Genomic DNA, 22,532 nt, shown 5'->3' on the forward strand with positions numbered 1-22,532 from the left:
CGGCCTTGTTACCATCGGTATCGCATGCCAAATAGGGGCCATGAGCAGTCCCCGCGATATCCAGGACGACAGCGTCGACTATTGGCGGCGCGACGAGCGTACGATCAAGCTACATGGGGCCGAAGGCTTCGAGGGCATGCGGCGTGCGGGCCGCCTGGCGGCCGAGACCCTCGACTTCATCACGCCCTACGTCCAGCCGGGCGTCACCACCGGCGAACTCGATGGGCTGTGCGACCAGTTCATCCGCGATCATGGCGCGATCTCGGCGCCCCTCGGCTATCGCGGCTTCCCGAAATCGATCTGCACGTCGATCAATCACGTCGTGTGCCACGGCATCCCGGGCGAAAAGAGGCTGCAGAACGGCGATATCATCAATCTCGACGTGACGCCGATCCTCGATGGCTGGTACGGCGATTCGAGCCGCATGTATTTTGCCGGCGAAGTAAGTGTGAAGGCGCGCCGGCTGTGCGACGTCACCTACGAGGCCATGATGCGTGGCATCGCCGCGGCCAGGCCGGGGGGGCATGTCGGCGATATCGGCCACGCGATCCAGACCTACGTCGAAGGCCAGCGTTTTTCGGTGGTGCGCGACTTCTCCGGCCATGGGCTCGGCCGCATCTTCCATGATGCGCCGAATATCCTGCACTACGGCCGGCCGGGGACCGGGCCCGTCCTGAAACCCGGCATGTTCTTCACCGTCGAGCCGATGGTGAATGCCGGGACCTGGCAGGTGAAGATCCTGAGCGACGGCTGGACAGCCGTGACGCGGGACAAGCAGCTCTCGGCCCAGTTCGAACATTCGGTCGGCATTACCGAGAGCGGCGTCGAATTCTTCACCCTCTCCCCCAGGGGGCTCACCAAGCCGCCCTACGATCTCGGCCAAGGGGCGACGGCCGAGCTGCGCCAAGCCATTTCGGCCTGATCCATGCCGCGGCGCAAGGCTGAGGCCGCGGAGGCCGAAGCGCGTGCCGACGATGATGCGCTGCTCGCCTTGCTGGCGGCCGGCCTGCGGCTTCAGGCCGGCAAGGAGTTCTGGCGGGTCAGCGGCAACACGCTGGCCCATCGTGCGCTGCTGCGCGATTGTGGCGGCGCCTGGAACAAGCTCGATCAATGCTGGGAGTTCAGCGGAGAAGATCCGACGGCGAGGCTCGCCGCCGCGCTCGCGGCCGCTCCGGCCGCGCCTGGCCACAATAGCGGCGAGGTCGCGACCGAGAAGCCGCATTACTGGGGCCATCGCAGCCGCGTCCGCGACCGGGTGCTGAAGGCCGGCGTCGAACCGCTGGCCGACTACGAGCTGCTCGAGCTGCTGCTCTTCTACTCGATCGAGCGCGTCGACACCAAGCCGCTCGCCAAGCGGCTGCTCGAGCGCTTCGGCACGCTGGGCGACGTCTTTGCCGCCGAGCCCGCGCAACTGCGCGAATTCGAGATCGACCGGCGCACGCTTGTCCTGTTCCGCGCCATCCGCGAGTCCGGACGACGGCTTGCCGAGCGCAAGGTCAAGGACATGCCCGTGTTGACCAACTGGCAGCAGCTTCTCGACTACTGCCACGCCGCGCTTGCGCACGAGAAGACCGAACAGTTCCGCATTCTCTTCCTCGATCGCAAGAACGTGCTGATCGCCGATGAGGTGCAACAGCGCGGTACCATCGACCACACGCCGGTCTACCCCCGTGAGGTCGTGAAGCGCGCGCTCGATCTCGGCGCGGCGGCGCTGATCCTCGTGCACAACCATCCGTCGGGCGATCCCAAGCCGTCGCGCGACGACATCGAGATGACGAAAGAAATCCGCAAGGCGGCCGAGGCGCTGGGCATCTCGGTTCACGATCACCTCGTGATCGGCCGCAAAGGTCACTCGAGCTTCAGGAGCCTCGGTCTGCTGTAGAGGTTGGCATGGCGCTGCGGATTGAAGAGTACGCGATGATCGGCGACTGCGAGACCGCCGCCCTCGTCGGCCGCGATGGTTCGATCGACTGGTTGTGCTGGCCGCGCTTCGATTCGGCCGCCTGCTTCGCGGCCCTGCTCGGCAAACCGGAAAACGGCCGCTGGCTGATCGCTCCCAAGGCCGCGCCCTTGGAGACCACGCGACGCTATCGGCCGGGCACGTTGATCCTCGAAACCGATTTTCGGACCGAGAGCGGGTCGGTGACGGTGATCGACTTCATGCCTCCGATCGATGATGCTTCCGACCTCGTGCGGCTCGTGGTCGGGCGGACCGGTCGCGTGACGCTTCAGACCGAACTCGTCATCCGCTTCGACTATGGCGCAACGGTGCCTTGGGTTACGCGTGCCGAAGACGGCGTCATCGATGCGATCGCGGGCCCGGAACGGCTGGTGCTGCGCACGCCGGCGGCGCTGCACGGCGAGGATCTCAAGACCGTGGGTGAGTTCGAGGTCGGGGCCGGCGAGGCCATCCCCTTCGTGCTGTCGCATGGCCCTTCGTTCGACCGTCCCCCTCCCCCGATCGATCCGTTCGATGCGCTTGAACGCACGCAGGCATTCTGGCGCGGGTGGAGCGATCGCTGCCCCAAGGTCGGTCCCTACACGGAGACGGTCAAGCGTTCGCTTATCACGCTGAAGGCACTGACCTACCATCGCACTGGCGGAATCGTCGCTGCGGCGACCACCTCGCTGCCCGAGGATCTGGGCGGAACGCGCAACTGGGACTACCGCTTCTGTTGGCTGCGCGACGCCACCTTCACCCTCCTCGCACTGATGAATCTCGGCTACTACGATGAAGCCCGGGCATGGCGAGACTGGCTGTTGCGCGCCGTCGCGGGTAGTCCGCGCCAGGTGCAGATCATGTACGGGGTGGCCGGCGAGCGCCGCCTGCCTGAATGGATCGTGCCCTGGCTGCCGGGCTACGAAGGATCGTCGCCCGTGCGCATCGGCAACGACGCGGCGCAGCAGCTGCAAATCGATGTCTTTGGTGAAGTCGCCGACGCAATGTTCCAGGCGCTCAAGGCGGGCCTCGCACCGCCCAAGCGGGCCAATGCAATCCGACGCGAATTCCTCGAGCACCTGGCGGCCACATGGCGCCAGCCGGACGAAGGCATTTGGGAGGTGCGTGGCGGCCGGCAGCATTTCGTCCATTCCAAGCTCATGGCATGGGTCGCCTTCGACCGCGCCGCCGACGATATCGAGACCAAGATCTTTGACGAAGACGGCCGACGCTGGCGCAGCATCGCCGACGAAATTCACGCCGAGATCTGTGAGCGCGGCTTCGACCGCGAGCTGAACAGCTTCGTTCAGGCATTCGGCTCGAGCCGGCTCGATGCCAGCCTTCTCCTGATTCCGCTGGTCGGCTTCCTGCCGGCGGATCACCCGCGCGTCCGTGGGACCGTCGAGGCCATCGAGGAAAGGCTTCTGATCGACGACGAGTTCGTCCTCAGATACGAAACCGATCGCGGTCTCGACGGTCTGCCGCCGGGCGAAGGTGCCTTCCTGGCCTGCAGCTTCTGGCTGGTCGACAACTATCTCCTGCAGGGCCGCTACCGGGATGCCCGTCGGCTCTTCGAACGTCTGCTCGCCCGGTGCAACGATGTCGGATTGCTGGCGGAGGAATTCGATCCCCGCGCTCGGCGCATGCTCGGCAACTTCCCCCAGGCCTACAGCCATGTGGGCCTGATCAACAGCGCGCTCAATCTCGCCAGATCGGAAGGTCCGGCGGAGGAGCGGGCTCAAGCGCACGAACGACACGTGGCCGCAGATGCTGGCGGGCGCGCGCCGTCGGATTGATCCAGCAACCCCGGCGTCCGACGGAGCCTGGGGCCAGTGACGGGCAGGCGATGTGATGCAGCCATCACCGAAAAGGCACAGGGTGACATTGCTGCCGGATACGTCAGGGTATGATGCCGTGACGCCTGTGTGACCCGAAAGTGTATTAAGACCATTGTGAGGCAAGGCGGGCGTCCACAAGGTGGGACGTTGAACCTTGCGCCAACCGACGTATGGTGGGTGGTCCCCGCTCGAACGAATGGATCAACGGCGCCATGTCGACCGAGACCCTGACGTCCCCCAACGTCGATCAAATATCCGTTGAAGAAGTGCCTGAAGAATTGTCGTTCTACATCGCAGCGACCGGAGCGGCGTCCAGTCCGCGCTGGACGCTGAAGCACGACGATGCCTTTGCCGTCGTCGACAGTTTCGGCGACATCCGCGCATCCGACGGACTGTTCTTCAAGGACACGCGCTACTTGTCCCGCCTTCAGCTCCGGCTGAACGGGTTGCATCCGTTACTGCTCGGTTCGAACGTCCGCGACGACAACAGTTCGTTCTCCGCCGACCTCACAAATCCCGATTTCGTGATCGACGGCAAGATCGTCCTTCAGAGGGATCTGGTCCATCTTGGACGGACGCTCTTCCTGTGGCGCGGCATCGCCTATCAACGCGTCGCCATTACCAATCACGCCGACCGGCATATCGGCCTCGCGCTGTCGCTTCTGTACGACAACGACTTCGCGGACCTCTTCGAGGTGCGCGGCATGCGGCGCCCGCGTCGAGGCACCGCCACTCGCACGAAGGTTGGCGCCAGCAGGGTCCGGTTCGAGTATCGCGGACTCGACGGCGTTGTCCGCAACACGATGCTGACTTTTGATCCCTCGCCCTCGACTCTGACAGTGAACGAGGCCGTCTATCGGCTCGAGCTCGCACCCGGCGAGACCCGGCCGATCTACCTCGCAATCGGCTGCGACCGCCGCGAGGAGCAGCGACCCCTGCCCTTCCTCAAGGGTCTGCTCGAGTCGAGGCGCGAGTTGCGCGCGGCCGCCTTCGACATGACGACGATCGAAACGTCCAATACGCATTTCAACGAGATCCTGTGCCGCTCCGCCGCCGATCTGCGCATGCTGATGACGGAGACGCCCGAAGGCCGCTATCCCTATGCCGGGACGCCCTGGTATTCGACGACCTTCGGGCGGGATGGGCTGGTCACGGCACTGCAGATGCTGTGGTACGAGCCGAACGTCGCGCGTGGCGTGCTGCGTCGGCTCGCAGCCCACCAGGCGACCGAGACCAACGAATTCTCGGACGCGCAGCCGGGAAAGATCCTGCATGAGATGCGCGGCGGCGAAATGGCCGCCTTGGGCGAGGTACCGTTCGCGCACTACTACGGGAGCGTCGATGCCACGCCGTTGTTCGTCCTGCTCGCCGGCCTCTACGCGGAACGTACCGGCGACATGGTGACGGTCGGCGCGCTCTGGCCCGCCATCGAGGCGGCCCTCGGCTGGATCGACGGGATGGGCGATCCCGACCGCGACGGTTTCGTCGAGTATCACCGGGCCACCGATCTCGGGCTCGCCAACCAGGGCTGGAAGGACTCCTACGATGCGATCTTCCATGCCGACGGCCGGCTCGCCGAGGGACAGATCGCCCTGGCGGAGGTCCAGGGCTATGTCTTCGCGGCCAAGATGGCGGCCGCCCGCTGTGCGCGTCGACTGGACCGCGCCGAGCAAGCTCAGCGACTCGAGGCGGAGGCCCTGCGGCTTGCCGAGCAGTTCGAGAATGCCTTCTGGTGTCCGGATCTCGGCACCTATGCCCTGGCCCTCGACGGCAACAAGCAGCCCTGCCGCGTCAGCACGTCGAATGCGGGACAGCTCCTGTTCACGGGCATCGTCCGGCCGGAACGGGCCGCCTCGGTCGCGGCGGGCTTGCTGGGGCCGCGATTCTTTTCGGGCTGGGGCATCCGGACAGTTGCCCAGGGCGAGGCGCGCTACAATCCCATGTCGTACCACAACGGCTCCGTCTGGCCGCACGACAACGCACTGATCGCGCTCGGCTTCGCCCGCTATGGCCTGAAGTACTCCGTCGAGACCCTTTTCAAGGGTTTGTTCGATGCCGCGACCTACATGGATCTGAGACGCCTGCCGGAGCTCTTCTGCGGCTTTCGCCGCCAGCCCAATCGTGGGCCGACGCTCTATCCCGTCGCCTGCTCGCCGCAGGCGTGGGCCAGCGCCACGCCGTTTTCGCTGATCGAGGCGGCGCTCGGCCTGCAGCTCGATCCCGACCGCGAGGAGATAAGGCTGTGCAATCCATGTCTGCCCTCGTTCCTCGACAGCATCGAGCTGCGCAGTCTCCAGCTGAACTCATCGAGCGTCGACATCAGGGTTCGACGCCATCGCCGTGATGTTTCCGTCGAGATCACCCGTCAGCGCGGCCAGGCCAAGGTCTCGATCGTTTCATCGCGCTGATTGGCCACGGAACCGGTACGGCGCTTCGATGTCATTCGACCGGCGTGGAGGATTTGGATGGGCGGAAGGTTAGGACAAGGCGCGATTGCGATCATGTTTGCGGTCGCCACCGCGACCGGCAGTACTCTTGCGCAGAGCCCGCCGCCCAGCTCCGCTCCGGCGCCCCCCGACGCATCGACAGCCCCGGCGCCCGATTCCTCCACGACGCAAGCACCCGCCGCGCCGGCCGTTCCGTCGGACACGCCGGCGCCGGCGCCGGCTTCGACGCCGACGCCGCCAGCGAAGCCGAGCGACAGTGCCAGCAGCCCGCCCTCCGTCACCGTCATCGGCAGCCGCGAGGTGCAGGGCATTCTGGGCAACGAGGTGCGCAGCCAGAACAATGAAAGCATGGGGCGCATCGTCGACGTCATCGTCGATGGCGAAGGCAAGCCGCGCGCCGCAATCATCGATTTCGGCGGCTTCCTCGGCGTCGGCAGCCGCAAGATCGCCGTGGACTGGAAGGCGCTTCACTTCGTGCCGGCCGCGAGCAAGCGCTACAGTATCGCACTTGCCCTCACACGCGAGCAGGTGAAGGCCGCACCTGAGTACAAGGAGGGCCAGCCGATCGTCATTCTCGGCGCCTCGGGAAGTCTCGAGCCCATTCCCTGATGGCCCCGTCGCGACGCAGTCTGCGCGGCCTCGACTGGTTCGCGTTCTTCGTCGCCGACGTCCAGACCGGCTTCGGACCCTTCGTCTCGGTCTATCTCACGGCAGAGAAGTGGACCCAGGTCGATATCGGGCTGGTGCTCTCCGTTGCCGGCGTCGTATCGCTGGTCGGCCAGATTCCGGCTGGCCGGCTGCTCGATGCGGCGCGCTCCGAACGCCTGGTAGCCGCGGTCGCGGTCGGGCTGATCAGCTCGAGCGCCATCGCCTACGCCGGCTGGCCGATCTTCCCCATCGTGCTGGCCGCGGCCTGTCTGCATGCGGCAGCGAGCTGCCTCCTCGGACCGGCGATCGCCGCCATCAGCCTGGGGCTCGTCGGCCCGCGGGAGGTCGGCGAGCGGTTCGGCCGAAACGCCCGATTCCAGTCGATCGGCGCCGGCCTGTCGGCGGCTGTAATGGGCGCGGTCGGCTACTTTCTCGAGCCGCGCGCGGTCTTCCTCGTTACCGCCGCGCTGCTCATCCCGACCTGGACGGCACTGCGCTTCATCGAGCCGCGCGAGATCGATCCCGAGCAGGCCCACGGTGCCAGCCCGCGAGAACCGCAGGACCACCCGCCGGTTCGCTTCCGCAGCCTCGTGACGAAGCCACTGATCGTCTTCGGTTGCGCGATCCTCCTCTTCCACCTCGCCAACGCCGCCATGCTTCCGCTGATGGGCAGCGTACTGACGAAGCGGTCGAGCGAGTGGGCCACGGTCCTGATCGCGGCGTGCCTGGTCGGCCCGCAGCTCGTCGTCGCGCTCTGCTCGCCCTGGGCTGGCCGCCAGGCTCAGCGGCTGGGCCGACGGCCGATCCTGCTGGCCGGACTGGCCGCGCTGCCGATCCGTGGTGTCCTGTTTGCGACCGTGAGCGATCCTTATCTTCTGGTCGCCGTCCAGCTGCTGGACGGCATCACCGCCACGGTGTTCAGCGTCATGGTGCCCCTGACCATCGCCGATCTGACGCGCGGTACCGGTCGCTTCAATCTGACCCTGGGACTCGTCGGCACCATGATGGGCGTGGGCGCTTCGCTCAGCCCAACGCTGGCCGGCTACATCACCGACACCTTCGGCAGCTCGACCGCGTTCTTTACCCTGGCGGCGATCGCTCTTGTCGGCCTCACCGTCGTCGCGTTGCTGATGCCGGAAACCCGTCCGCGCGAGCAGGAACCTCTCAACCAAGATGTTCGCGGATGAAAGCGCCGGCCTTCGCCAGGGCCTGACGGCCGGGCGTGAGGCCCGCGTTCCACAATGGCCAAGCGTGGATCATGTGCGGCCAGATCTCGAGCGTCACCGGAACGTTGGCAGCCCCGGCCGCTTCGGCAAAGCGCGTGGCGTCCGCCAGCAGGGTCTCGTCGCCTCCAACCTGAATAAGCGTCGGCGGCAAGCCGCGAAGATCGGCAAACAGCGGCGACAGGTGCTGGTCGCGTCGATCCATGCCGGCTGGGACATAGGCTTCCGCGAGCTCGCCGAGATAGCCCTTGTGGATCAGCGGATCGACCGCGTCCTTCGTGTCCATGGTTGCGCCGGACATGGTGAGGTCGGTCCATGGCGAGACCAGCCATGCGCAAGCCGGTCCCTCCTCGCCAGCCTCGCGCAAGACGTTGATGAGCACGGCCGAGAGGCCGCCGCCGGCGCTGTCTCCGGCAACGGCGACATGGCGCGGCGCGATCCCCTGACGGCGCAGCCAGCGCCATGCCGTGCGGGCGTCATCCAGCGCAGCCGGGAACGGATGCTCGGGCGCGAGACGGTAGTCGACGGCAAGCGTCCTCACACCGGCGGCGCGTCCTGCCTCTGTCACCATGCTGCGATGACTGACGACGGAGCCGGAGCAATAGCCGCCGCCGTGGAAAAAGATCAGGACGCGTGCCATGTCTGCGTCCGGCGTCGCCGACCATTCGCCGGAGACGCCGTCGAGATCGACTGCTTGCAGCCTCACGTCGGCGGCGATCGGCCAATGGGCGCCCACCTCGTTTATGCGTTCCCGCCGCGCGGGCCATCCGACGGGCCGTGGCTTGGCGCCAAGCAACGCCCGGATCGACTCGATCTCGCTGCTGCCCATCGCCCTGCTCCCTGCTTCGGTGAACAACGTAGGACAAGGCGGCGGCGTTTGTCATATGGTGCGCCTGCAGGGGAGTTGGCGATGGCAGGCAAGATCCGTATCGGCGTCGGCGGCTGGACCTTCGAACCTTGGCGCGGCGTCTTCTATCCAAAGGACCTCCCGCAGAAGCGCGAGCTGGAATATGCCAGCCGCAAGCTCACCTCGATCGAGATCAACGGCACCTACTATTCGAGCTTCAGGCCCGCGAGCTGGGCCAAATGGCGTGACGAGACGCCGGACGGCTTCGTGTTCGCGATGAAAGCCTCGCGCTTCTGCACCAACCGCCGGGTTCTGGCCGAGGCTGCAGAGTCGGTGGGCCGGTTCGTAAGCCAGGGCCTCGTCGAATTGCGCGACCGGCTGGGGCCGATCGACTGGCAATTCATGGCCACCAAGAAGTTCGACCCCGGTGACATCCAGGCCTTTCTCGCGCTTCTGCCGCGCGAGGTGGGCAAGCTGCCGCTGCGCCACGCGCTCGAGGTGCGGCATCCGAGCTTCAAGGACGAACGCTTCTACGACCTTTGCCGCAGGCACAACGTCGCCATCGTCCACGCGCACGACAAGGCCTTCCCCGAGATCGACGAGCCGACGGCCGACTTCACCTATGCCCGCCTGATGGGAACCGAGGACAAGGTGAAGACCGGCTACCGGCCCGGCGAGCTCGACAAATGGGCCAGGCGGGCAAAGGCCTGGGCCAAAAGGGGCGACGCCTTCATCTACATCATCTCCGGCGCCAAGGTACGCAATCCGGCAGCCGCGCAGGCCCTGATCGAAAGACTCTGAGCCGCCCTTGACAAGGAAAGCCGTGCGCCCCAATAGTTAACGTTATGGTTAACTATCAGGCAGCGAGCCTCGATCGCACCTTCGCCGCCCTGGCCGACCCGACGCGGCGCGCGTTGCTGGCCCGGCTCGACGATGAACCGAGCGTAACCGTAAGCGAGCTCGCCCGCCCGTTCCCCGTGTCCCTGCCCGCCATCATGAAGCACCTCGACGTGCTCTCGGACGCGGGCCTGATCGTGCGGACAAAGACCGGCCGCACCGTCGCGTGTCAGTTGAGCCCGGCGCCCATGGAGCAAGCAATGGAATGGCTCTCCCGATACGAGCGCTACTGGACCGATCAGCTCGATCGTCTCGCCGCTTTCCTGGAGCAGGATCAATGGCAACCAAGCCCAGCCTCACCCTCAAGCGTCAGCTCAAGGCCCCGCCGGAAAAAGTCTACCAAGCGTGGACGCAGCCGGAGCAAATGATCCGCTGGTGGGGTGTCACGCCGCACAGGAAAAAGCCGATTGCCGAGACCGATCTGCGGATCGGCGGCGGTTTCCGGGTCCAGTTCTGGGGTCAGAACGGCGAGCACCACAGCGTGAGCGGCCTCTATCGCGAGATCGTGCCTAACCGCAAACTGATCTTTACCTGGACGTGGCAGAGCACGCCCGAGCGGGAATCCCTGGTCACGATCGACATCGCGCCGGCAAACGACGGCAGCCTTCTCACCCTCACCCACGAGCAGTTCATCGACGACAAGGTGCGCGACGATCACCGCGTCGGTTGGAACGACGCACTCGACAACCTTGAAAGGCTGTTGGCATGAGCCTCGATTTTTATCGCCAACCCGTCGATTTCAGCGATCCCAAGGACCATGCGCACCTGTTCGACGATGTGCCGCGGGGCCCCGCCGCCACGGCCGGAGTGGTGCAAGGTCTCCTGATGCACGAGCATATCGCGCCTGCCTACGGCGTATCGCTCAGCGACCGGCAGCATGCCGAGGCCCATGTCCGACCCGTGGCAGGCATGCTGGCGGCCATCGTTGCCCACGACGCCCGGCCCTTGACCGAGCCGCGTCTGCCGGCGGAGAGGCAGGTCGGCGTCTGTCGCCACTTCGCGCTGCTCCAGGTCGCCATGCTGCGCGGGCAGGGACTGCCGGCACGAGCGCGCTGCGGTTTCGGCGCCTACTTCGAGGCAGGCAGGTTCCTCGACCACTGGGTCACGGAATACTGGAACGACGAGCAGGGCCGCTGGGTCGTGGTCGATGCGCAGATGGATCCACGCCAGCGCGAGCTCTTCAGGCTGGCCTTCGACCCGCTCGACATGCCGCGCGGGCAGTTCCTGATCGCCGGCCAGGCCTGGGCGCTGTGCCGCGAGGGTGCCGCCGATCCGCAGGCCTTCGGCATCCTCGATATGCACGGGCTTTGGTTCGTCGCCAGCAACGTGATTCGCGATCTCGCCGCGCTCAACAACCGCGAAATGCTGCCATGGGATGGCTGGGGCGCCATGGTCATGGACGACAGCAAGCTCGACGTCGAGCTGATCGACCGCATCGCGGCGCTGACGCGCGAACCCGACGCGCATTTCGACGAGGTGCGCACAGCCTATCGCGATCCGCGGCTCGCCGTTCCCGAGGCCGTGTTCAATCATGTGCTCAATCGCCAGGAAGCCGCCTGAAAGGAGAGACCCATGGAAAGCACTCGCAAGATCGTCTCCGCTGACGAATGGCTCGCCGCCCGCCGCGCCCTGCTGGCCAAGGAGAAGGCGCTGCTCAAGGAGCGCGACGAACTGCGGCAGCAGACCCGCGAGCTGCCGTGGGTCAAGGTCGAGAAGGCCTATGTGTTCGAGGGGCCCGACGGCAAGCAGACGCTGGCCGATCTTTTCGAGGGTCGCAGCCAGCTGATCGTCAACCATTTCATGATGGCGCCCGGTTGGCAGCAAGGCTGCCTCGGCTGCTCGTTCGGTGCCGACCAGGTCGAGGGCTCCGTGGTGCACCTGATCAACCACGATGTCATGTTCGTCGCCATCTCGCGCGCGCCCTATCCGGAGATTGCCGCCTACCACAAGCGAATGGGCTGGAAGTTCAAGTGGGTGTCGTCCAACGGCAGCGACTTCAACTTCGACTACAACGTCTCCTTCAGCGAGGCGGACAAGGCGCGCGGCAAGGTCTTCTACAACTTCGAGACGACCGACTACATGGGCGAGGAAATGCCGGGCTACAGCGTCTTCTACAAGGACGAGGCCGGCGACATCTTCCACACCTACTCCACGTTCGCGCGCGGCACCGAGCTGATGGGCGGGGTCTACGGCTTCCTCGACGTGACGCCCCGCGGCCGCAACGAGCCGCCCGGCGGAAACCTGACCAACTGGGTCCGGCGCCACGACGAATACCCCGTCAAGGGCTGAGATTCCCGCTGCCACGGCTGGGCCGGATGGGTGTAGGCTGGACCCGTAGAGGAGGAACCCATGCCCGCGCTCTCGCTCGACCATTGGAATGTCTATTGCAAGGACCTCGATGCCACGGTGCGCTTCTATGAGCGCTATGTTGGCCTGCGCAACGGTGACCGGCCACCGTTCCCGTTCCCTGGTGCCTGGCTCTATGCCGGGGACAAGGCGATCCTTCATCTGGTGTCGGAGACCGGCCGGACCGAGCACGGTGGCGGCGCCATCGATCATGTCGCGATCAATTGCTCCGACATTCGCGGCACGCTCGACACGATCAAGAAGGACAAGGTGCCGTTCGAGGTCCGCAAGGTGCCGCAGCGGCCACTGCAGCAGGTCTTCGTGCACGACCCGGACGGCGTGATGATCGAGCTCAATTTCTGGCACGAGCAAGACGTAGCCGAGCTCGAAGGCTTCGATCCGATGACCAACCGGGCCGGCGCCCGCAAGGAGAAGGGCCTGGCGACCGCCAGGTAGGCAGGGATCAATCGGCCGTGGGAGTGGCGCGAAGCCATTGCCAATAGTCCGCTGGCAAGAGATCGCGCCCGGCAAGGAGATGGTCGAGATAGGCCCGCGTTGGCCGAAGCCCTTCGGCGGTCAACAGGGCAACGTACGTGATTGCCTCTACCGTGACGCCGTTGTCGGCGCGAACGACCGGCAGCACTCGTCGCTCGTAGTGGCCGCCGGCAACGCCTTCCCACCCGTCGAGCACATCGAAGCCGGCCGGTGGCAACGCGTTCAGTGTGCCGTGCACGACCCCGCACGCCAGCGGACGGATATTGCCGGCGCCCGAGCCTGCCGGACCGCGGGCGCGCTTGTCGAACACGAGCTGCCACCCGTCCAGCCGCCCGCCCAGGCGCTCGCCCATGGCGATACCTTTCGGTTTCAGCCTCTCGCCGACAAGCCGGGCCGGATTCATGTTCGACCCGTAGGCGAAATACCACTTCATGCGACTTTCCAGACATTGACCGGCTCGCCATAGCCGCGAATCGCCATCGGGCCCAGATCGACGCCGCCGCCCGACCGCGCAAGGCCACCGAGCGCATCGGAGACGAGCAGGCGGGCGCCGGTGTCCTTGGTGAGTTGCTCGAGCCGGGCAGCGAGATTCACCGTGTCGCCGATGACGGTGTATTCCTTGCGCTGGGCCGAGCCGACCGTCCCGGTCACCGCCTCGCCGGCATGGATGCCGATGCCGACGCGCAGCGCCTGCGCCGGACGCGCACGATTCCATTCGTCGACGGCGGCCAGCATGTCGCGTCCCGCCGCCAACGCATGAGCCGCGGCCTGCGGATCGGCGAGCGGCGCGCCGAAGACAGCAAGGAATCCGTCGCCCAGGAACTTGTTCACGATGCCACCGTGGCGATCGACGATCGCGACCATACCGGCGAAGAAGTCGTTCAGCAGCGCCACCGTCTCGCCGGCCGACCGGGCGCGACTCATCGCGGTGAAGCCGCGGATATCGAGAAAAAGCACACAGACCGGCCGGATCTCGCTTGGCGGGTCGGCTTGCGTGGCCAGCAGACGGTCGACCACGGCAGGCGAAACGTGCTGGCCGAACAAATTGGTCACCCGGTCGCGGGCCGCCCCTGCCGCAACTGAATTCTCGAACTGGCGCCGCAAGCTCTGCGCCACGACGGCGGCCACGATGCCTGCCAGCAACAGCATGATGCTGCGGCTCAGATGGTAGTAGATCGTCTCGTCGGCGCGGCTTGCCGTCGTGCTGACCGGCAGCAGCCAGTAGGCAAGCGCGACCTGCTCGACGGCCGCAACCGCGCCGGTCCAAAGCGACAGCCAGAAATCGAGGCGCAAGGTCGACAGCACGATGAAGATGAAATAGAGAAGCGGCGGCCAGAAGCCGAAGACAAGGCGCGGTTCCATGTAGTGCGAGAGGACGAGGATCACCACGCCGGGAAGGCTGGTCTCGACCAGAGCGTTGGCGAAGCGCGCCGGCTGCGGGAAGTCCCGATCCCTCGCGATTCGCCAGCGCAGCATACCAAGCGCCGCGACCTCGAAGAGAACGAACGAACCGATGCCGGCGATTGGCACCCAAGGCGAGATGCCTTGCGGAAAGAGTTGCCGGCTGAAGCGAGGAGCGACGCCGAGGACGATCAGGATCGTCGTCAGCAGAAGCGCCAGCAGGATGGCCAGGGCGCGCATGCGCCGCTGCTCGCTGCGCAGGATCTCGCGCCTGAGCGCGTGAGCATAGGCGCCGGTTACCGCTTCGGCCATTTCGAGCCAACGCTAGCCATTGCGATGCGCCCCGTCGAGGTGACAACCGGCCCCCTGCCCGCCGCGCAAAAGTCATGGTAGGACAACACCATGCAGATGAGGGAGACGGCGCGCGCGTTGCAAGGACACATCGCCAACATGGCGCTGCGCATGCCGATTTCCTGGGTCCATATCGCCGCCGGTCCGCCGGTCGTGGTGGACGGGCGCACGCTCGACAGCCGCACGCAGTGGTTCCTCCAGCTTCTCGCCCGCAGCGGGCAACGCTCGCTGCACACGCTCGGCGTGTCGCGCTCGCGCAACGAATTCGACCTCTTCATGAAGGCAATGGGCGGCCGGCCGCTGCCTGCGGGCGCGATCCTCGATCGGACCATAGCGGGGCCGGCAGGTCCGCTGCGTCTGCGCATATACCGGCCGGCCGGCTCGGTGGCGCGGCTGCTGCCCACGATCCTATTTTTCCACGGCGGCGGGTTCGTGATCGGCAGCCTCGAAGGCTACGATCTTCCTTGCCGCTATTGGTGCGCACGCACGGGCTGCGCCGTGGTCGCACTCGACTATCGTCTGGCACCGGAACACAAGTTCCCGGCCGCGATCGAGGACGGCGTGGCCTCGTTCCGCTGGCTGGCAGCCGAGGGGCAAGCCTTAGGGGTCGACCCGGCGCGCATCGTGGTCGCAGGCGATTCGGCGGGCGGGACGATAGCCGCGGTGGTCGCCCAGGAAACGCGCAGCGCACCTCAAGCGCCGTGCCTGCAGTGGCTGATCTATCCGGCGACCGATCTCAGCGAGGAAAGGCCTTCCCACATAAGTTGCGGCGAAGGATTTCTGCTCACGCGGCCCGATATGGAATGGTTCCGCGAACAGTATCTCGACAGCCTTGCGCAGACCGCCGATCCCCGGGTATCGCCGTTGCGTGCGGCCGATCTGTCGGGTCTGCCGCCGGCACTCGTCTTCACGGCGGGCTTCGATCCGCTGCGCGACGAAGGACAAGCTTACGCCGAGCGGCTGACAGGATCGGGCGTGAAGACCGTTCATCGCGAGTTCGATTCGCTTGTTCACGGGTTCGTCTGCATGCGTGGAGCATTGCCGGCGGCGGCGCGGGCGATGGACGACATGGTCGTCGGAGTGCGTCACGAGCTTGCGCGGTTGGGGCACTGAGCATGGACAACCACACAGTGACGACGCCGCCGGCCCGTGAGCGATCCGGCCGGCGCGAGCAGAACAAGGCAGAAAATCGCGCCGCTCTCTTGAAGGCGGCGCGTTCGGTCTTTGCCGAGATCGGGTTCGGCGCCGCCGGTGTGCGCGACATCGTGCGGCGCACCGACCTCGCCTCCGGCACCTTCTACAACTACTTCAAGGACAAGGAGGAAATCTTCGAGGCCGTCGTCGCCGAGATGGCGGCGGAGCTCCTGAAGCGTCACCGCGAGGGTCGCGCCAAAGCGCGGACGGCCGAGGAATTCCTTCGCGGCCATATCGCCGTCTACATGAAGTTCGTAGCCGAGGATCCGGAAATTCTGTCATTCGGACGGCAGAACGTAACGCCCATCCGCATGCTGATGGAAAAGCCCAATCTGCAGGTGCTGGCCCGTCAGCTCCTCGATGACGCGCGGCAGGCAGTCACCAACGGCATCCTGCCCGACGTGGATATGGGCTATCTCGTCGCTGCCCTGTCCGGCGTGGTTTTCGAGGTCTCGGTGGCCATGGTGGCACGCGATCCCGTCAATCCGGACGATGCGGTCGAGTTTGCGACCAGGTTGATGATGGGCGGTCTCGACAGTCTGCCGAGGCGCCATCCCGGTCCTTGAGCATGCACCGGGGCTATGCGCCCTGTACGATGTTGTTGCGCAGCACGCCGATCTTCTCGATCTCGACCTCGCACACGTCGCCGGCCTTCAGCCACGGCTGCGGATCGCGCGCCATTGCCACACCCGAGGGCGTGCCAGTGATGATGATGTCGCCCGGATCGAGGGTCATGACCTTCGAGAGTTCGTGCACCAGGGTCGGCACGTCGAAGATCAGATCGTCGGTGTTGCTGTCCTGCATGATTTCGCCGTTGACCCGCGTCATGATGCGCAGTGGTGAGCCGCCCGGTGGCAGTTCGTCGGGCGTGACGAGGTCGGGGCCGAAACCGCCGGTGCCGTCGAAATTCTTGCCAAGCGTGAACTGGCCGCCCGACTTGCGCTGCCAGTCGCGCACCGAGCCGTCGTTGAAGCAGGCGTAGCCGCCGATCACGGACAGTGCCTTTTCCTTCGGCACGTTGCGGCACTTCTTGCCGATTACAATCGTCAGCTCGGCCTCCCAATCGAGCTGCGGCGAGTGGCTCGGCACCGGCATCTTGCCGTTGTGCGGCGTGAGCGTATTGTTGAATCGGCAGAATACGACCGGATAGGGCGGGATCGGATTGCCGGTCTCCTCCGCGTGCTTGCGATAGTTGAGGCCGATGCAGAGGATCTTGCCGGGCGCCGGAATCGGCGGCAGGTACTTGGCGGACTTCTCCGATACCGTCGCTCCGGCTTTGGGCTTGGCGCAAGCCTTCAGCACCGCCTGCTGGACTTTTTTGCCGCCGGTCAGGATCTCGACCACCGATTTCGGCCCGCGCGGCATCTGCTTGCTGAGGTCGACGACCTTGCCGTCGCCCATTTTCACGCCGACCGCCGGCTTGCCCCCGCTCACGATGGTGCAAAGACGCATTTGTTCCCCCCTCGATAGATCGTCCAGCTTCGCGAATGTGGCGTAAACTCCTCCGTCCCGATGGTGCGGTCAAGCAGGACGCGCTCTGATAGGCTCGGCTGATGCGTTTGTTGGCCTTCCTTGTCGTCCTGACGACGGCGCAGCCGGCCGCCGCCCAGCTCGTGGCGCCGCTCACGACCTCCGACGGGCGCATCGCCTGCATACAAGGCGAGACCGGCATCGGACGGCCACCAGCCTGGAAGGCCGTACCGGATCCGAAGGCATTGGGCGGCTGGGCGCTCGCCGAGACCGCGGGCGACACGACCGAGCTTCACTTCCCGCTCTGCATCTCGGGCCAGACCGTGGCGCTCGACGTCGACGCCACCTTGCGCTTCAAGCCGGTCTCGGGCACCGCCGCCCGCAGCGCCGGAATCGTACTGCGCGCGCAAAATGCAACCGACTACTACGTGGTCGCCGCCAATGCACTGGACGGATCCGTCCGGCTCTACCGGATGCAGGGCGGCCGGCGCGCCCAGATCGCTGCGAAGGAGACCGCCATCGCCACCGGTCGCTGGCACAAACTCCGGGTCGTCCTGGTCGGCGACAAGTTCCAGGTCTCGCTGGACGATACCGCGCTCTTCACGGCGAACGACGGCAGCCTGAAGATTCCGGGCACGGTAGGAGTCTGGAGCCAATCCGACAGCATCACCCATTTCGGTTCGCTGCTGGTGGCGCCGCCGTCCTGACGGCCGGTCACTTCAGCAGGAAGCTGAGCTTGATCGCGACGATCAGGCCATTCACGGCGATGCTGGCGAGAATCAAGCCGAACACTCGACTGATGACCTCGATGCCGGCCCGCCCAACCAGCCGGAATATCACGCCAGACAGCGCGAAAAGGAGGAACAGGCAGACGAGGCACAGAGCCAGGACCCCGGTCGTCGACGCCTGTTCGGCAAAGGTGCGGGAATTGTTGTCGGTGAGCAAAACGACGGTGAGCATGGCGCCCGCGCCGGCAATACCCGGAATGGCGAGCGGAAAGATCGCGCGTTCCAGCAAGGCGGTGTCGGAAGGAATGGCTTCTACGTCCTTCGCCATCCTGCCCAACACCATGTTTATTCCGAACAGCAGCAGGATGATCGAACCCGCGAGCTGGAACGCCGCCATCGGAATCTTCAGCGCCTCGAGCAGGAATTGTCCGCCGGCAATGAAGAACAACAACACCAGGAATGCGACGACGAGCGCGTAGCCGGCCACCGCAAGCGATTGCCGGCGGCTGAGCCCTGCAGTGACGAGAAGGAACAACGGTATTGTCGCCACAGGATCCAGGATGACGAAAAGCGTCACGAATTCGTAGACGAACCTGTTGTCGAATGTCGTCGGCACGTGCGTTGTCCCCCGCTCGCGAGTCGTCAGGGCGTATGCTGTTTCCGGGCGGCAATCAGTGCCCGAGCCAGCTCGACGAAACCCGCACCTGAACGTGCGGTCGTCACCCAGTGGGGCAAATGGGCCATTGCCTCTGCGAAGTCGCATACGTTGGCCACGCCCACCGCGTTCGGAAAGAAGCCGAACATCGGCGAATCGTTGGGCGAATCGCCGGAAAACACGTAACGCCCCGCCTCGTGCGTGAGATCGACGCCGAACAGCTCCGCCATCATCGCCTTGCTGGTGGTAAGCTTGTCATAGTTGCCGAACCAGCCATTGACGTGGATCGAGCTCACCTTGGCATGCGCGCCATGCTTCTCGAAGATCGCGACAATGCGCTCGATGTCGGAGCGCGGCAGCGCCGGCACGTCCTCGCAGAAATCGATCGCGAGATCGGCGAGGCGATAGGGTTGGTCGGAGGCGATGCCGGCGCCGGGAATGCAGCGCAACACCTCGCTGCGGACAGCCTCCAGCCGATGGCGGCCATCGGCACGCTCGGAGTCGGACTGGATGAAACGCGTGCGCAGCTTCCCCGCCTTCGTATCGTGCCACATCCAGAAGGCACCGTTTTCGCCGACAACAGCGTCGACGGGCCAGAAACGCGCAATGTGGTCGCACCAGCCGGCCGGGCGTCCTGTTACGGGGATGACGAGCAGGCCTGCCTTCTTGAGCGCCTCCATGGCGAGGTAGGCTTCGGCGGTCAGTCGTCCATGGGTCGAGAGGGTTTCGTCGATGTCGGTGAAAACGCCGCGAATCGCGGCCAGGATGTCCCGGGGACAGGAAGCGAGAGGGGTCATATCGGGCACTTCTAACATGGCCCCGGCCGCATATCGGCGCTAAAAGCCCGGCCATGATCGCGCGCTATTCCCGGCCCCAGATGGCCGCCATCTGGACACCCGCCAATCGCTTCCGCATCTGGTTCGAGATCGAGGCCCATGCCTGCGATGCCATGGCGGCGGCGGGCGTCATCCCGAAAGAGGCGGCCAAGGCGATCTGGGCCGGCGGCCGGAAGGCCATGGAGGCACTCAAGGCCGATCCTGCAGGCAGTGTCGAGAAGATCGACGCCATCGAGCGGGTGACCAAGCACGACGTCATCGCCTTCCTCACCTGGCTTGGCGATTTCATCGGGCCGGAATCACGATTCGTGCATCAGGGCCTGACCTCGTCCGACGTCCTCGACACCAGCCTCGCGGTGCAGCTCAAGGAGGCGGCGGATATCCTCATCGAGGATGTGGACCGGCTGCTGGAAGCGCTCAAGAAGCGTGCGCTCGAGCACAAGAACACGCCGACCATCGGCCGCAGCCACGGCATCCATGCGGAGCCGACGACCTTCGGCGTCAAGCTCGCCGGCCACCATGCCGCCTTCCAGCGCAACCGGGCCCGTCTCGTCGCCGCCCGCACCGAGATCGCGACCTGCGCCATCTCGGGCGCCGTCGGCACCTTCGCCAATGTCGATCCGGCGGTGGAAGAGCATGTCGCGCGAAAACTCGGACTCGCGATCGAGCCGGTCTCGACCCAGGTGATACCGCGAGACCGGCACGCCGCCTTTTTTGCAGCACTCGCAGTCTGCTCCGCCTCGATCGAGAATCTCGCCACGGAGATCCGCCACCTCCAGCGCACCGAGATGCGCGAGGCCGAGGAGTTCTTCTCGGCCGGCCAGAAGGGCAGCTCGGCGATGCCGCACAAGCGCAACCCGGTGCTCACCGAGAACCTGACCGGACTCTCGCGCATGGTGCGCAGCACCGTCGTGCCCGCGCTCGAGAATGTGGCGCTTTGGCACGAGCGTGACATTTCGCACTCGTCAGTCGAGCGCTACATCGCCCCGGACGCGACCGTCACGCTCGATTTCGCGCTCAGCCGGCTGACCGGCGTGGTCGAGCAGCTCGTGGTCTATGGCGAGCGCATGAAGGCCAACCTCGGATCCCTGGGCGGCCTCGTCTTCTCCCAGCGCGTGATGCTGGCGCTCACGCAAAAGGGCATGAATCGCGAAGCCGCCTATGCTGCCGTGCAGCGCAATGCGATGGAGGCTTGGCGAGGCAACGCCTCCTTCCTGGCGCTCTGCCGGGCCGACAAGGACATCCGCGAGTTCCTGTCGGACGACGAATTGGTGGCGCTGTTCGACATGGGCTACCACACAAAGCACGTCGACACGATCTTCAGGCGCGTGTTCGGATAGCCCTGCGCAGGAGCACGTCCGAAGGTCGGGTGAAGGCTCAGCTTTTGACCTCGGTCATGAGCTGTTTCATCGCCACCACCAGGAGGCGCTCGCCCTGACGTCGGATGGTGTGCTCCTCGGTCGGCTTTCCGGCCGCGGCGAGATCGTGCATCAGAGTGTGCACGACGTCATGGTCGCCCGGCTTCTCGAAGTCGGCCATGACGAGATCGCGCGCGTAGTCCTCAGCCGCCGCGCCGGTCTTGCCCATCTGCTCGGCCGCCCACAGGCCCAGCAGCTTGTTCTTGCGTGCCCGGGCCTTGAACTGCAGTTCGAGGTCGTGCTCGAACTTGTGCTCGAAGGCCTTTTCGCGCTCGTCGAACGTCGTCATTTCAGCTGCTCCATCAGGCAAGTTGCGGCGGTTTATAGCCATCGCCGCCGGCCCTTTCCACCCCGCGCTCACGATGGCAAAGTCCCCGCCACACGGAGGAAAAGCAGAGATGTCGCTGGAAAAGCTGGGGGATTGGGTCGGAAAGGCGCGGACCGTCGAGGACCAGATCACCGCCTGGCCGGTCCGTGCCCTCGCCGCCACCTTGGACGACAAGGATCCATCGCCCCGCAACGGCGATCCCCTGCCGCCGCTCTGGCACTGGCTGTTCTTTCTCGAAGCCGTGCCACAGTCCGCGATCGGCCCCGACGGGCACGCCGAGCGCGGCGACTTCCTGCCGCCGGTACCCTTGCCGCGGCGCATGTGGGCGGGCAGCCGCTTTGCCTTCGACGGTCCGGCGCTTTCGATCGGCGAGAACGCCACGCGCAAATCCGAAATCAAGTCGATCGAGTCCAAAACCGGTTCCACCGGTGCCATGGTGTTCGTCACCGTGCGGCACACGATCTCCGGATCGCGTGGCCATGCCTTCGTCGAGGAGCATGACATCGTTTACCGGCAGGCGGCAAAGCCGGGCGAGAAACCGCGGGAGTCCCAGCCCGCGCCGACCGACCCTACATGGTCGAAACGCATCGTCCCCGATCCGGTCCTCCTGTTTCGTTTCTCAGCTCTCACCTTTAATGGCCATCGCATCCACTACGATCAACCGTATGTAACAGGCGCCGAAGGGTATCCGGGCCTTATCGTGCACGGGCCGCTTCTGGGCATGCTGCAACTGGAGTTGGCGCGACGTTCGAACGTCGGCAAAGTTACAGCGGGCTTCGAGTTTCGCGCGTTGTCGCCGATATTCGCCGGCACACCACTGACGGTCGGCGCACGCAAGGAGACTGATGGTTCCGTGACCACGTGGATCGCCAACGACAAAGGCGGTCTGGCGCAACAAGGAAAGGCTGTTTTCAAATGAAATCGCAGACTCATCACGCAGGTTGCAATTGCTTGGCAACGTTTCAACGCCGTCGTCTGCTGGGACTGGGCCTCGGCGCAGCAGCTCTTGCCGTCACCGCCGGTCCTGCCGGCGCGCTCGACAAGGGCTATGAAGCGATGCTGCTGAAGTGCATCGACCCGCGCTTCACGACCAACACGTGGGCCTACATGTCGAGTCGCGGCTGGCAGAACCTCTACAGCCAGTTCAATATCGCCGGCGGCCCGATCGGGGTCGTGGCGCCGGTCTTCGCCGACTGGCACAAGACCTTCTGGGACAATCTGGCGATCACGGTCGACCTCCACGAGGTCAAGCGAGTGCTGGGCATCACCCATCGCGATTGCGGCGCCGCGGCCGTCGCCTATGGCGATCGCATCAAGACGGACCGGACCTTCGAGACCGAGATGCATGTCAAGGCATTGCACGAATTCCGGTCCGAAGTACAAAAACGGCAGCCCCATCTGGCAGTCGAACTCGGCATCATGGAACTTTCCGGTGCGGTCGAGCCCGTGACCTGACGCGCAATGCGACGAC

The 22,532-nt window shown here is 65.5% G+C and carries 25 protein-coding genes; 18 read left to right on the forward strand and 7 right to left on the reverse strand.

What is annotated here, in order from left to right:
* Positions 1–40: 40 nt before the first annotated feature.
* The 6 genes from map to VH499_RS12430 all read left to right on the forward strand — a co-directional run bounded on the left by map (position 41) and on the right by VH499_RS12430 (position 8,059).
* The gene (gene map, locus VH499_RS12405) at positions 41–922 is read left to right on the forward strand and encodes a type I methionyl aminopeptidase (RefSeq protein ID WP_332053046.1); all 882 of its coding nucleotides are present in this window, start codon (positions 41–43) and stop codon (positions 920–922) included.
* Positions 923–1,255: 333 nt separating this feature from the next.
* Positions 1,256–1,882 (forward strand): RadC family protein, encoded by a 627-nt coding sequence (gene radC / locus VH499_RS12410; protein WP_414709779.1) that lies wholly within the window; start codon positions 1,256–1,258, stop codon positions 1,880–1,882.
* Between the two features lie 8 nt (positions 1,883–1,890).
* On the forward strand, positions 1,891–3,735 hold the full coding sequence (locus VH499_RS12415) for a glycoside hydrolase family 15 protein (protein ID WP_332053048.1): 1,845 nt from the start codon (positions 1,891–1,893) through the stop codon (positions 3,733–3,735).
* 254 nt (positions 3,736–3,989) lie between these two features.
* Positions 3,990–6,185, forward strand: a complete 2,196-nt coding sequence (locus VH499_RS12420) for an amylo-alpha-1,6-glucosidase (RefSeq protein ID WP_332053049.1) — start codon at positions 3,990–3,992, stop codon at positions 6,183–6,185.
* A 93-nt stretch (positions 6,186–6,278) separates the two neighbouring features.
* Positions 6,279–6,833: a PRC-barrel domain-containing protein gene (locus VH499_RS12425; protein ID WP_332053050.1), complete on the forward strand. Its 555-nt coding sequence runs from the start codon at positions 6,279–6,281 to the stop codon at positions 6,831–6,833.
* On the forward strand, positions 6,833–8,059 hold the full coding sequence (locus VH499_RS12430) for an MFS transporter (protein WP_332053051.1): 1,227 nt from the start codon (positions 6,833–6,835) through the stop codon (positions 8,057–8,059). The genes VH499_RS12425 and VH499_RS12430 overlap by 1 nt, the downstream gene beginning before the upstream one ends.
* Here VH499_RS12430 and VH499_RS12435 read toward each other — a convergent pair.
* A complete protein-coding gene (locus VH499_RS12435) occupies positions 8,037–8,924 on the reverse strand; it encodes an alpha/beta hydrolase (protein ID WP_332053052.1) in 888 nt (295 codons plus the stop codon). The genes VH499_RS12430 and VH499_RS12435 overlap by 23 nt on opposite strands.
* Before the next feature lie 81 nt (positions 8,925–9,005).
* Here VH499_RS12435 and VH499_RS12440 point away from each other — a divergent pair, with 81 nt between their 5' ends.
* The 6 genes from VH499_RS12440 to VH499_RS12465 are packed head-to-tail and all read left to right on the forward strand — an operon-like array spanning position 9,006 to position 12,641.
* Positions 9,006–9,743, forward strand: a complete 738-nt coding sequence (locus VH499_RS12440; protein WP_332053053.1) for a DUF72 domain-containing protein — start codon at positions 9,006–9,008, stop codon at positions 9,741–9,743.
* A gap of 44 nt (positions 9,744–9,787) precedes the next feature.
* Positions 9,788–10,207: a metalloregulator ArsR/SmtB family transcription factor gene (locus VH499_RS12445; RefSeq protein ID WP_332053054.1), complete on the forward strand. Its 420-nt coding sequence runs from the start codon at positions 9,788–9,790 to the stop codon at positions 10,205–10,207.
* On the forward strand, positions 10,204–10,548 hold the full coding sequence (locus VH499_RS12450; RefSeq protein WP_332053055.1) for an SRPBCC family protein: 345 nt from the start codon (positions 10,204–10,206) through the stop codon (positions 10,546–10,548). The genes VH499_RS12445 and VH499_RS12450 overlap by 4 nt, the downstream gene beginning before the upstream one ends.
* Positions 10,545–11,399, forward strand: a complete 855-nt coding sequence (locus tag VH499_RS12455) for a transglutaminase-like domain-containing protein (RefSeq protein WP_332053056.1) — start codon at positions 10,545–10,547, stop codon at positions 11,397–11,399. Before VH499_RS12450 ends, VH499_RS12455 begins: the two co-directional genes overlap by 4 nt.
* 12 nt (positions 11,400–11,411) lie before the next feature.
* Positions 11,412–12,128, forward strand: a complete 717-nt coding sequence (locus VH499_RS12460; protein ID WP_332053057.1) for a thioredoxin family protein — start codon at positions 11,412–11,414, stop codon at positions 12,126–12,128.
* A 60-nt stretch (positions 12,129–12,188) separates the two neighbouring features.
* Complete coding sequence (locus VH499_RS12465) at positions 12,189–12,641, forward strand: VOC family protein (RefSeq protein WP_332053058.1); 453 nt, start codon at positions 12,189–12,191, stop codon at positions 12,639–12,641.
* Between the two features lie 7 nt (positions 12,642–12,648).
* Here the strand turns inward: VH499_RS12465 and VH499_RS12470 are convergent, their stop codons facing one another.
* Together VH499_RS12470 and VH499_RS12475 are read right to left on the reverse strand one after the other, a co-directional pair.
* Entirely contained in the window at positions 12,649–13,113 is a 465-nt protein-coding gene (locus VH499_RS12470; RefSeq protein WP_332053059.1) for a gamma-glutamylcyclotransferase, read from the reverse strand.
* Complete coding sequence (locus VH499_RS12475) at positions 13,110–14,393, reverse strand: adenylate/guanylate cyclase domain-containing protein (protein WP_332053060.1); 1,284 nt, start codon at positions 14,391–14,393, stop codon at positions 13,110–13,112. The genes VH499_RS12470 and VH499_RS12475 overlap by 4 nt, the downstream gene beginning before the upstream one ends.
* 90 nt (positions 14,394–14,483) lie before the next feature.
* Here VH499_RS12475 and VH499_RS12480 point away from each other — a divergent pair, with 90 nt between their 5' ends.
* A complete protein-coding gene (locus tag VH499_RS12480) occupies positions 14,484–15,545 on the forward strand; it encodes an alpha/beta hydrolase (RefSeq protein WP_332053061.1) in 1,062 nt (353 codons plus the stop codon).
* Positions 15,546–15,547: 2 nt separating this feature from the next.
* Complete coding sequence (locus VH499_RS12485; RefSeq protein ID WP_332053062.1) at positions 15,548–16,192, forward strand: TetR/AcrR family transcriptional regulator; 645 nt, start codon at positions 15,548–15,550, stop codon at positions 16,190–16,192.
* A 13-nt stretch (positions 16,193–16,205) separates the two neighbouring features.
* Here the strand turns inward: VH499_RS12485 and VH499_RS12490 are convergent, their stop codons facing one another.
* A complete protein-coding gene (locus VH499_RS12490) occupies positions 16,206–17,078 on the reverse strand; it encodes a fumarylacetoacetate hydrolase family protein (protein WP_332053063.1) in 873 nt (290 codons plus the stop codon).
* 101 nt (positions 17,079–17,179) lie between these two features.
* Here VH499_RS12490 and VH499_RS12495 point away from each other — a divergent pair, with 101 nt between their 5' ends.
* Positions 17,180–17,803 (forward strand): LamG domain-containing protein, encoded by a 624-nt coding sequence (locus VH499_RS12495; RefSeq protein WP_332053064.1) that lies wholly within the window; start codon positions 17,180–17,182, stop codon positions 17,801–17,803.
* Positions 17,804–17,810: 7 nt separating this feature from the next.
* Here the strand turns inward: VH499_RS12495 and VH499_RS12500 are convergent, their stop codons facing one another.
* Together VH499_RS12500 and VH499_RS12505 are read right to left on the reverse strand one after the other, a co-directional pair.
* Positions 17,811–18,440, reverse strand: a complete 630-nt coding sequence (locus tag VH499_RS12500) for a MarC family protein (RefSeq protein WP_332053065.1) — start codon at positions 18,438–18,440, stop codon at positions 17,811–17,813.
* Between the two features lie 26 nt (positions 18,441–18,466).
* On the reverse strand, positions 18,467–19,276 hold the full coding sequence (locus tag VH499_RS12505) for an HAD-IIB family hydrolase (protein WP_332053066.1): 810 nt from the start codon (positions 19,274–19,276) through the stop codon (positions 18,467–18,469).
* 53 nt (positions 19,277–19,329) lie between these two features.
* Between VH499_RS12505 and purB the strand changes: the two genes are divergently transcribed.
* Complete coding sequence (gene purB, locus VH499_RS12510) at positions 19,330–20,655, forward strand: adenylosuccinate lyase (protein ID WP_332053067.1); 1,326 nt, start codon at positions 19,330–19,332, stop codon at positions 20,653–20,655.
* 37 nt (positions 20,656–20,692) lie between these two features.
* On the opposite strand, the gene VH499_RS12515 is transcribed toward purB, so the two are convergent.
* On the reverse strand, positions 20,693–21,022 hold the full coding sequence (locus VH499_RS12515; RefSeq protein WP_332053068.1) for a DUF1476 domain-containing protein: 330 nt from the start codon (positions 21,020–21,022) through the stop codon (positions 20,693–20,695).
* A gap of 109 nt (positions 21,023–21,131) precedes the next feature.
* Between VH499_RS12515 and VH499_RS12520 the strand changes: the two genes are divergently transcribed.
* Both VH499_RS12520 and VH499_RS12525 read left to right on the forward strand, forming a co-directional pair.
* Positions 21,132–21,980 (forward strand): FAS1-like dehydratase domain-containing protein, encoded by an 849-nt coding sequence (locus VH499_RS12520; RefSeq protein WP_332053069.1) that lies wholly within the window; start codon positions 21,132–21,134, stop codon positions 21,978–21,980.
* Between the two features lie 32 nt (positions 21,981–22,012).
* Positions 22,013–22,516 carry a hypothetical protein gene (locus VH499_RS12525; protein ID WP_332053070.1) on the forward strand — a complete coding sequence of 168 codons (504 nt, stop codon included), beginning with the start codon at positions 22,013–22,015 and terminating at the stop codon, positions 22,514–22,516.
* The last annotated feature ends 16 nt before the right edge of the window (positions 22,517–22,532 follow it).

The organism is Reyranella sp., from assembly GCF_036558665.1.
Taxonomy (GTDB): domain Bacteria; phylum Pseudomonadota; class Alphaproteobacteria; order Reyranellales; family Reyranellaceae; genus Reyranella.

Coding starts and splice junctions, on each gene's coding strand:
- VH499_RS12465 (WP_332053058.1), top strand. CDS start 12,189: ATGCCCGCGCTCTCGCTCGACCATTGGAATGTCTATTGCAAGGACCTC.
- VH499_RS12515 (WP_332053068.1), bottom strand. CDS start 21,022: ATGACGACGTTCGACGAGCGCGAAAAGGCCTTCGAGCACAAGTTCGAG.
- map (WP_332053046.1), top strand. CDS start 41: ATGAGCAGTCCCCGCGATATCCAGGACGACAGCGTCGACTATTGGCGG.
- purB (WP_332053067.1), top strand. CDS start 19,330: ATGATCGCGCGCTATTCCCGGCCCCAGATGGCCGCCATCTGGACACCC.
- VH499_RS12505 (WP_332053066.1), bottom strand. CDS start 19,276: ATGACCCCTCTCGCTTCCTGTCCCCGGGACATCCTGGCCGCGATTCGC.
- VH499_RS12420 (WP_332053049.1), top strand. CDS start 3,990: ATGTCGACCGAGACCCTGACGTCCCCCAACGTCGATCAAATATCCGTT.
- VH499_RS12460 (WP_332053057.1), top strand. CDS start 11,412: ATGGAAAGCACTCGCAAGATCGTCTCCGCTGACGAATGGCTCGCCGCC.
- VH499_RS12430 (WP_332053051.1), top strand. CDS start 6,833: ATGGCCCCGTCGCGACGCAGTCTGCGCGGCCTCGACTGGTTCGCGTTC.
- VH499_RS12485 (WP_332053062.1), top strand. CDS start 15,548: ATGGACAACCACACAGTGACGACGCCGCCGGCCCGTGAGCGATCCGGC.
- VH499_RS12490 (WP_332053063.1), bottom strand. CDS start 17,078: ATGCGTCTTTGCACCATCGTGAGCGGGGGCAAGCCGGCGGTCGGCGTG.
- VH499_RS12495 (WP_332053064.1), top strand. CDS start 17,180: ATGCGTTTGTTGGCCTTCCTTGTCGTCCTGACGACGGCGCAGCCGGCC.
- VH499_RS12445 (WP_332053054.1), top strand. CDS start 9,788: ATGGTTAACTATCAGGCAGCGAGCCTCGATCGCACCTTCGCCGCCCTG.
- VH499_RS12450 (WP_332053055.1), top strand. CDS start 10,204: ATGATCCGCTGGTGGGGTGTCACGCCGCACAGGAAAAAGCCGATTGCC.
- VH499_RS12475 (WP_332053060.1), bottom strand. CDS start 14,393: ATGGCCGAAGCGGTAACCGGCGCCTATGCTCACGCGCTCAGGCGCGAG.
- VH499_RS12520 (WP_332053069.1), top strand. CDS start 21,132: ATGTCGCTGGAAAAGCTGGGGGATTGGGTCGGAAAGGCGCGGACCGTC.
- VH499_RS12455 (WP_332053056.1), top strand. CDS start 10,545: ATGAGCCTCGATTTTTATCGCCAACCCGTCGATTTCAGCGATCCCAAG.
- VH499_RS12470 (WP_332053059.1), bottom strand. CDS start 13,113: ATGAAGTGGTATTTCGCCTACGGGTCGAACATGAATCCGGCCCGGCTT.
- VH499_RS12425 (WP_332053050.1), top strand. CDS start 6,279: ATGTTTGCGGTCGCCACCGCGACCGGCAGTACTCTTGCGCAGAGCCCG.
- VH499_RS12415 (WP_332053048.1), top strand. CDS start 1,891: ATGGCGCTGCGGATTGAAGAGTACGCGATGATCGGCGACTGCGAGACC.
- VH499_RS12435 (WP_332053052.1), bottom strand. CDS start 8,924: ATGGGCAGCAGCGAGATCGAGTCGATCCGGGCGTTGCTTGGCGCCAAG.
- VH499_RS12440 (WP_332053053.1), top strand. CDS start 9,006: ATGGCAGGCAAGATCCGTATCGGCGTCGGCGGCTGGACCTTCGAACCT.
- VH499_RS12480 (WP_332053061.1), top strand. CDS start 14,484: ATGCAGATGAGGGAGACGGCGCGCGCGTTGCAAGGACACATCGCCAAC.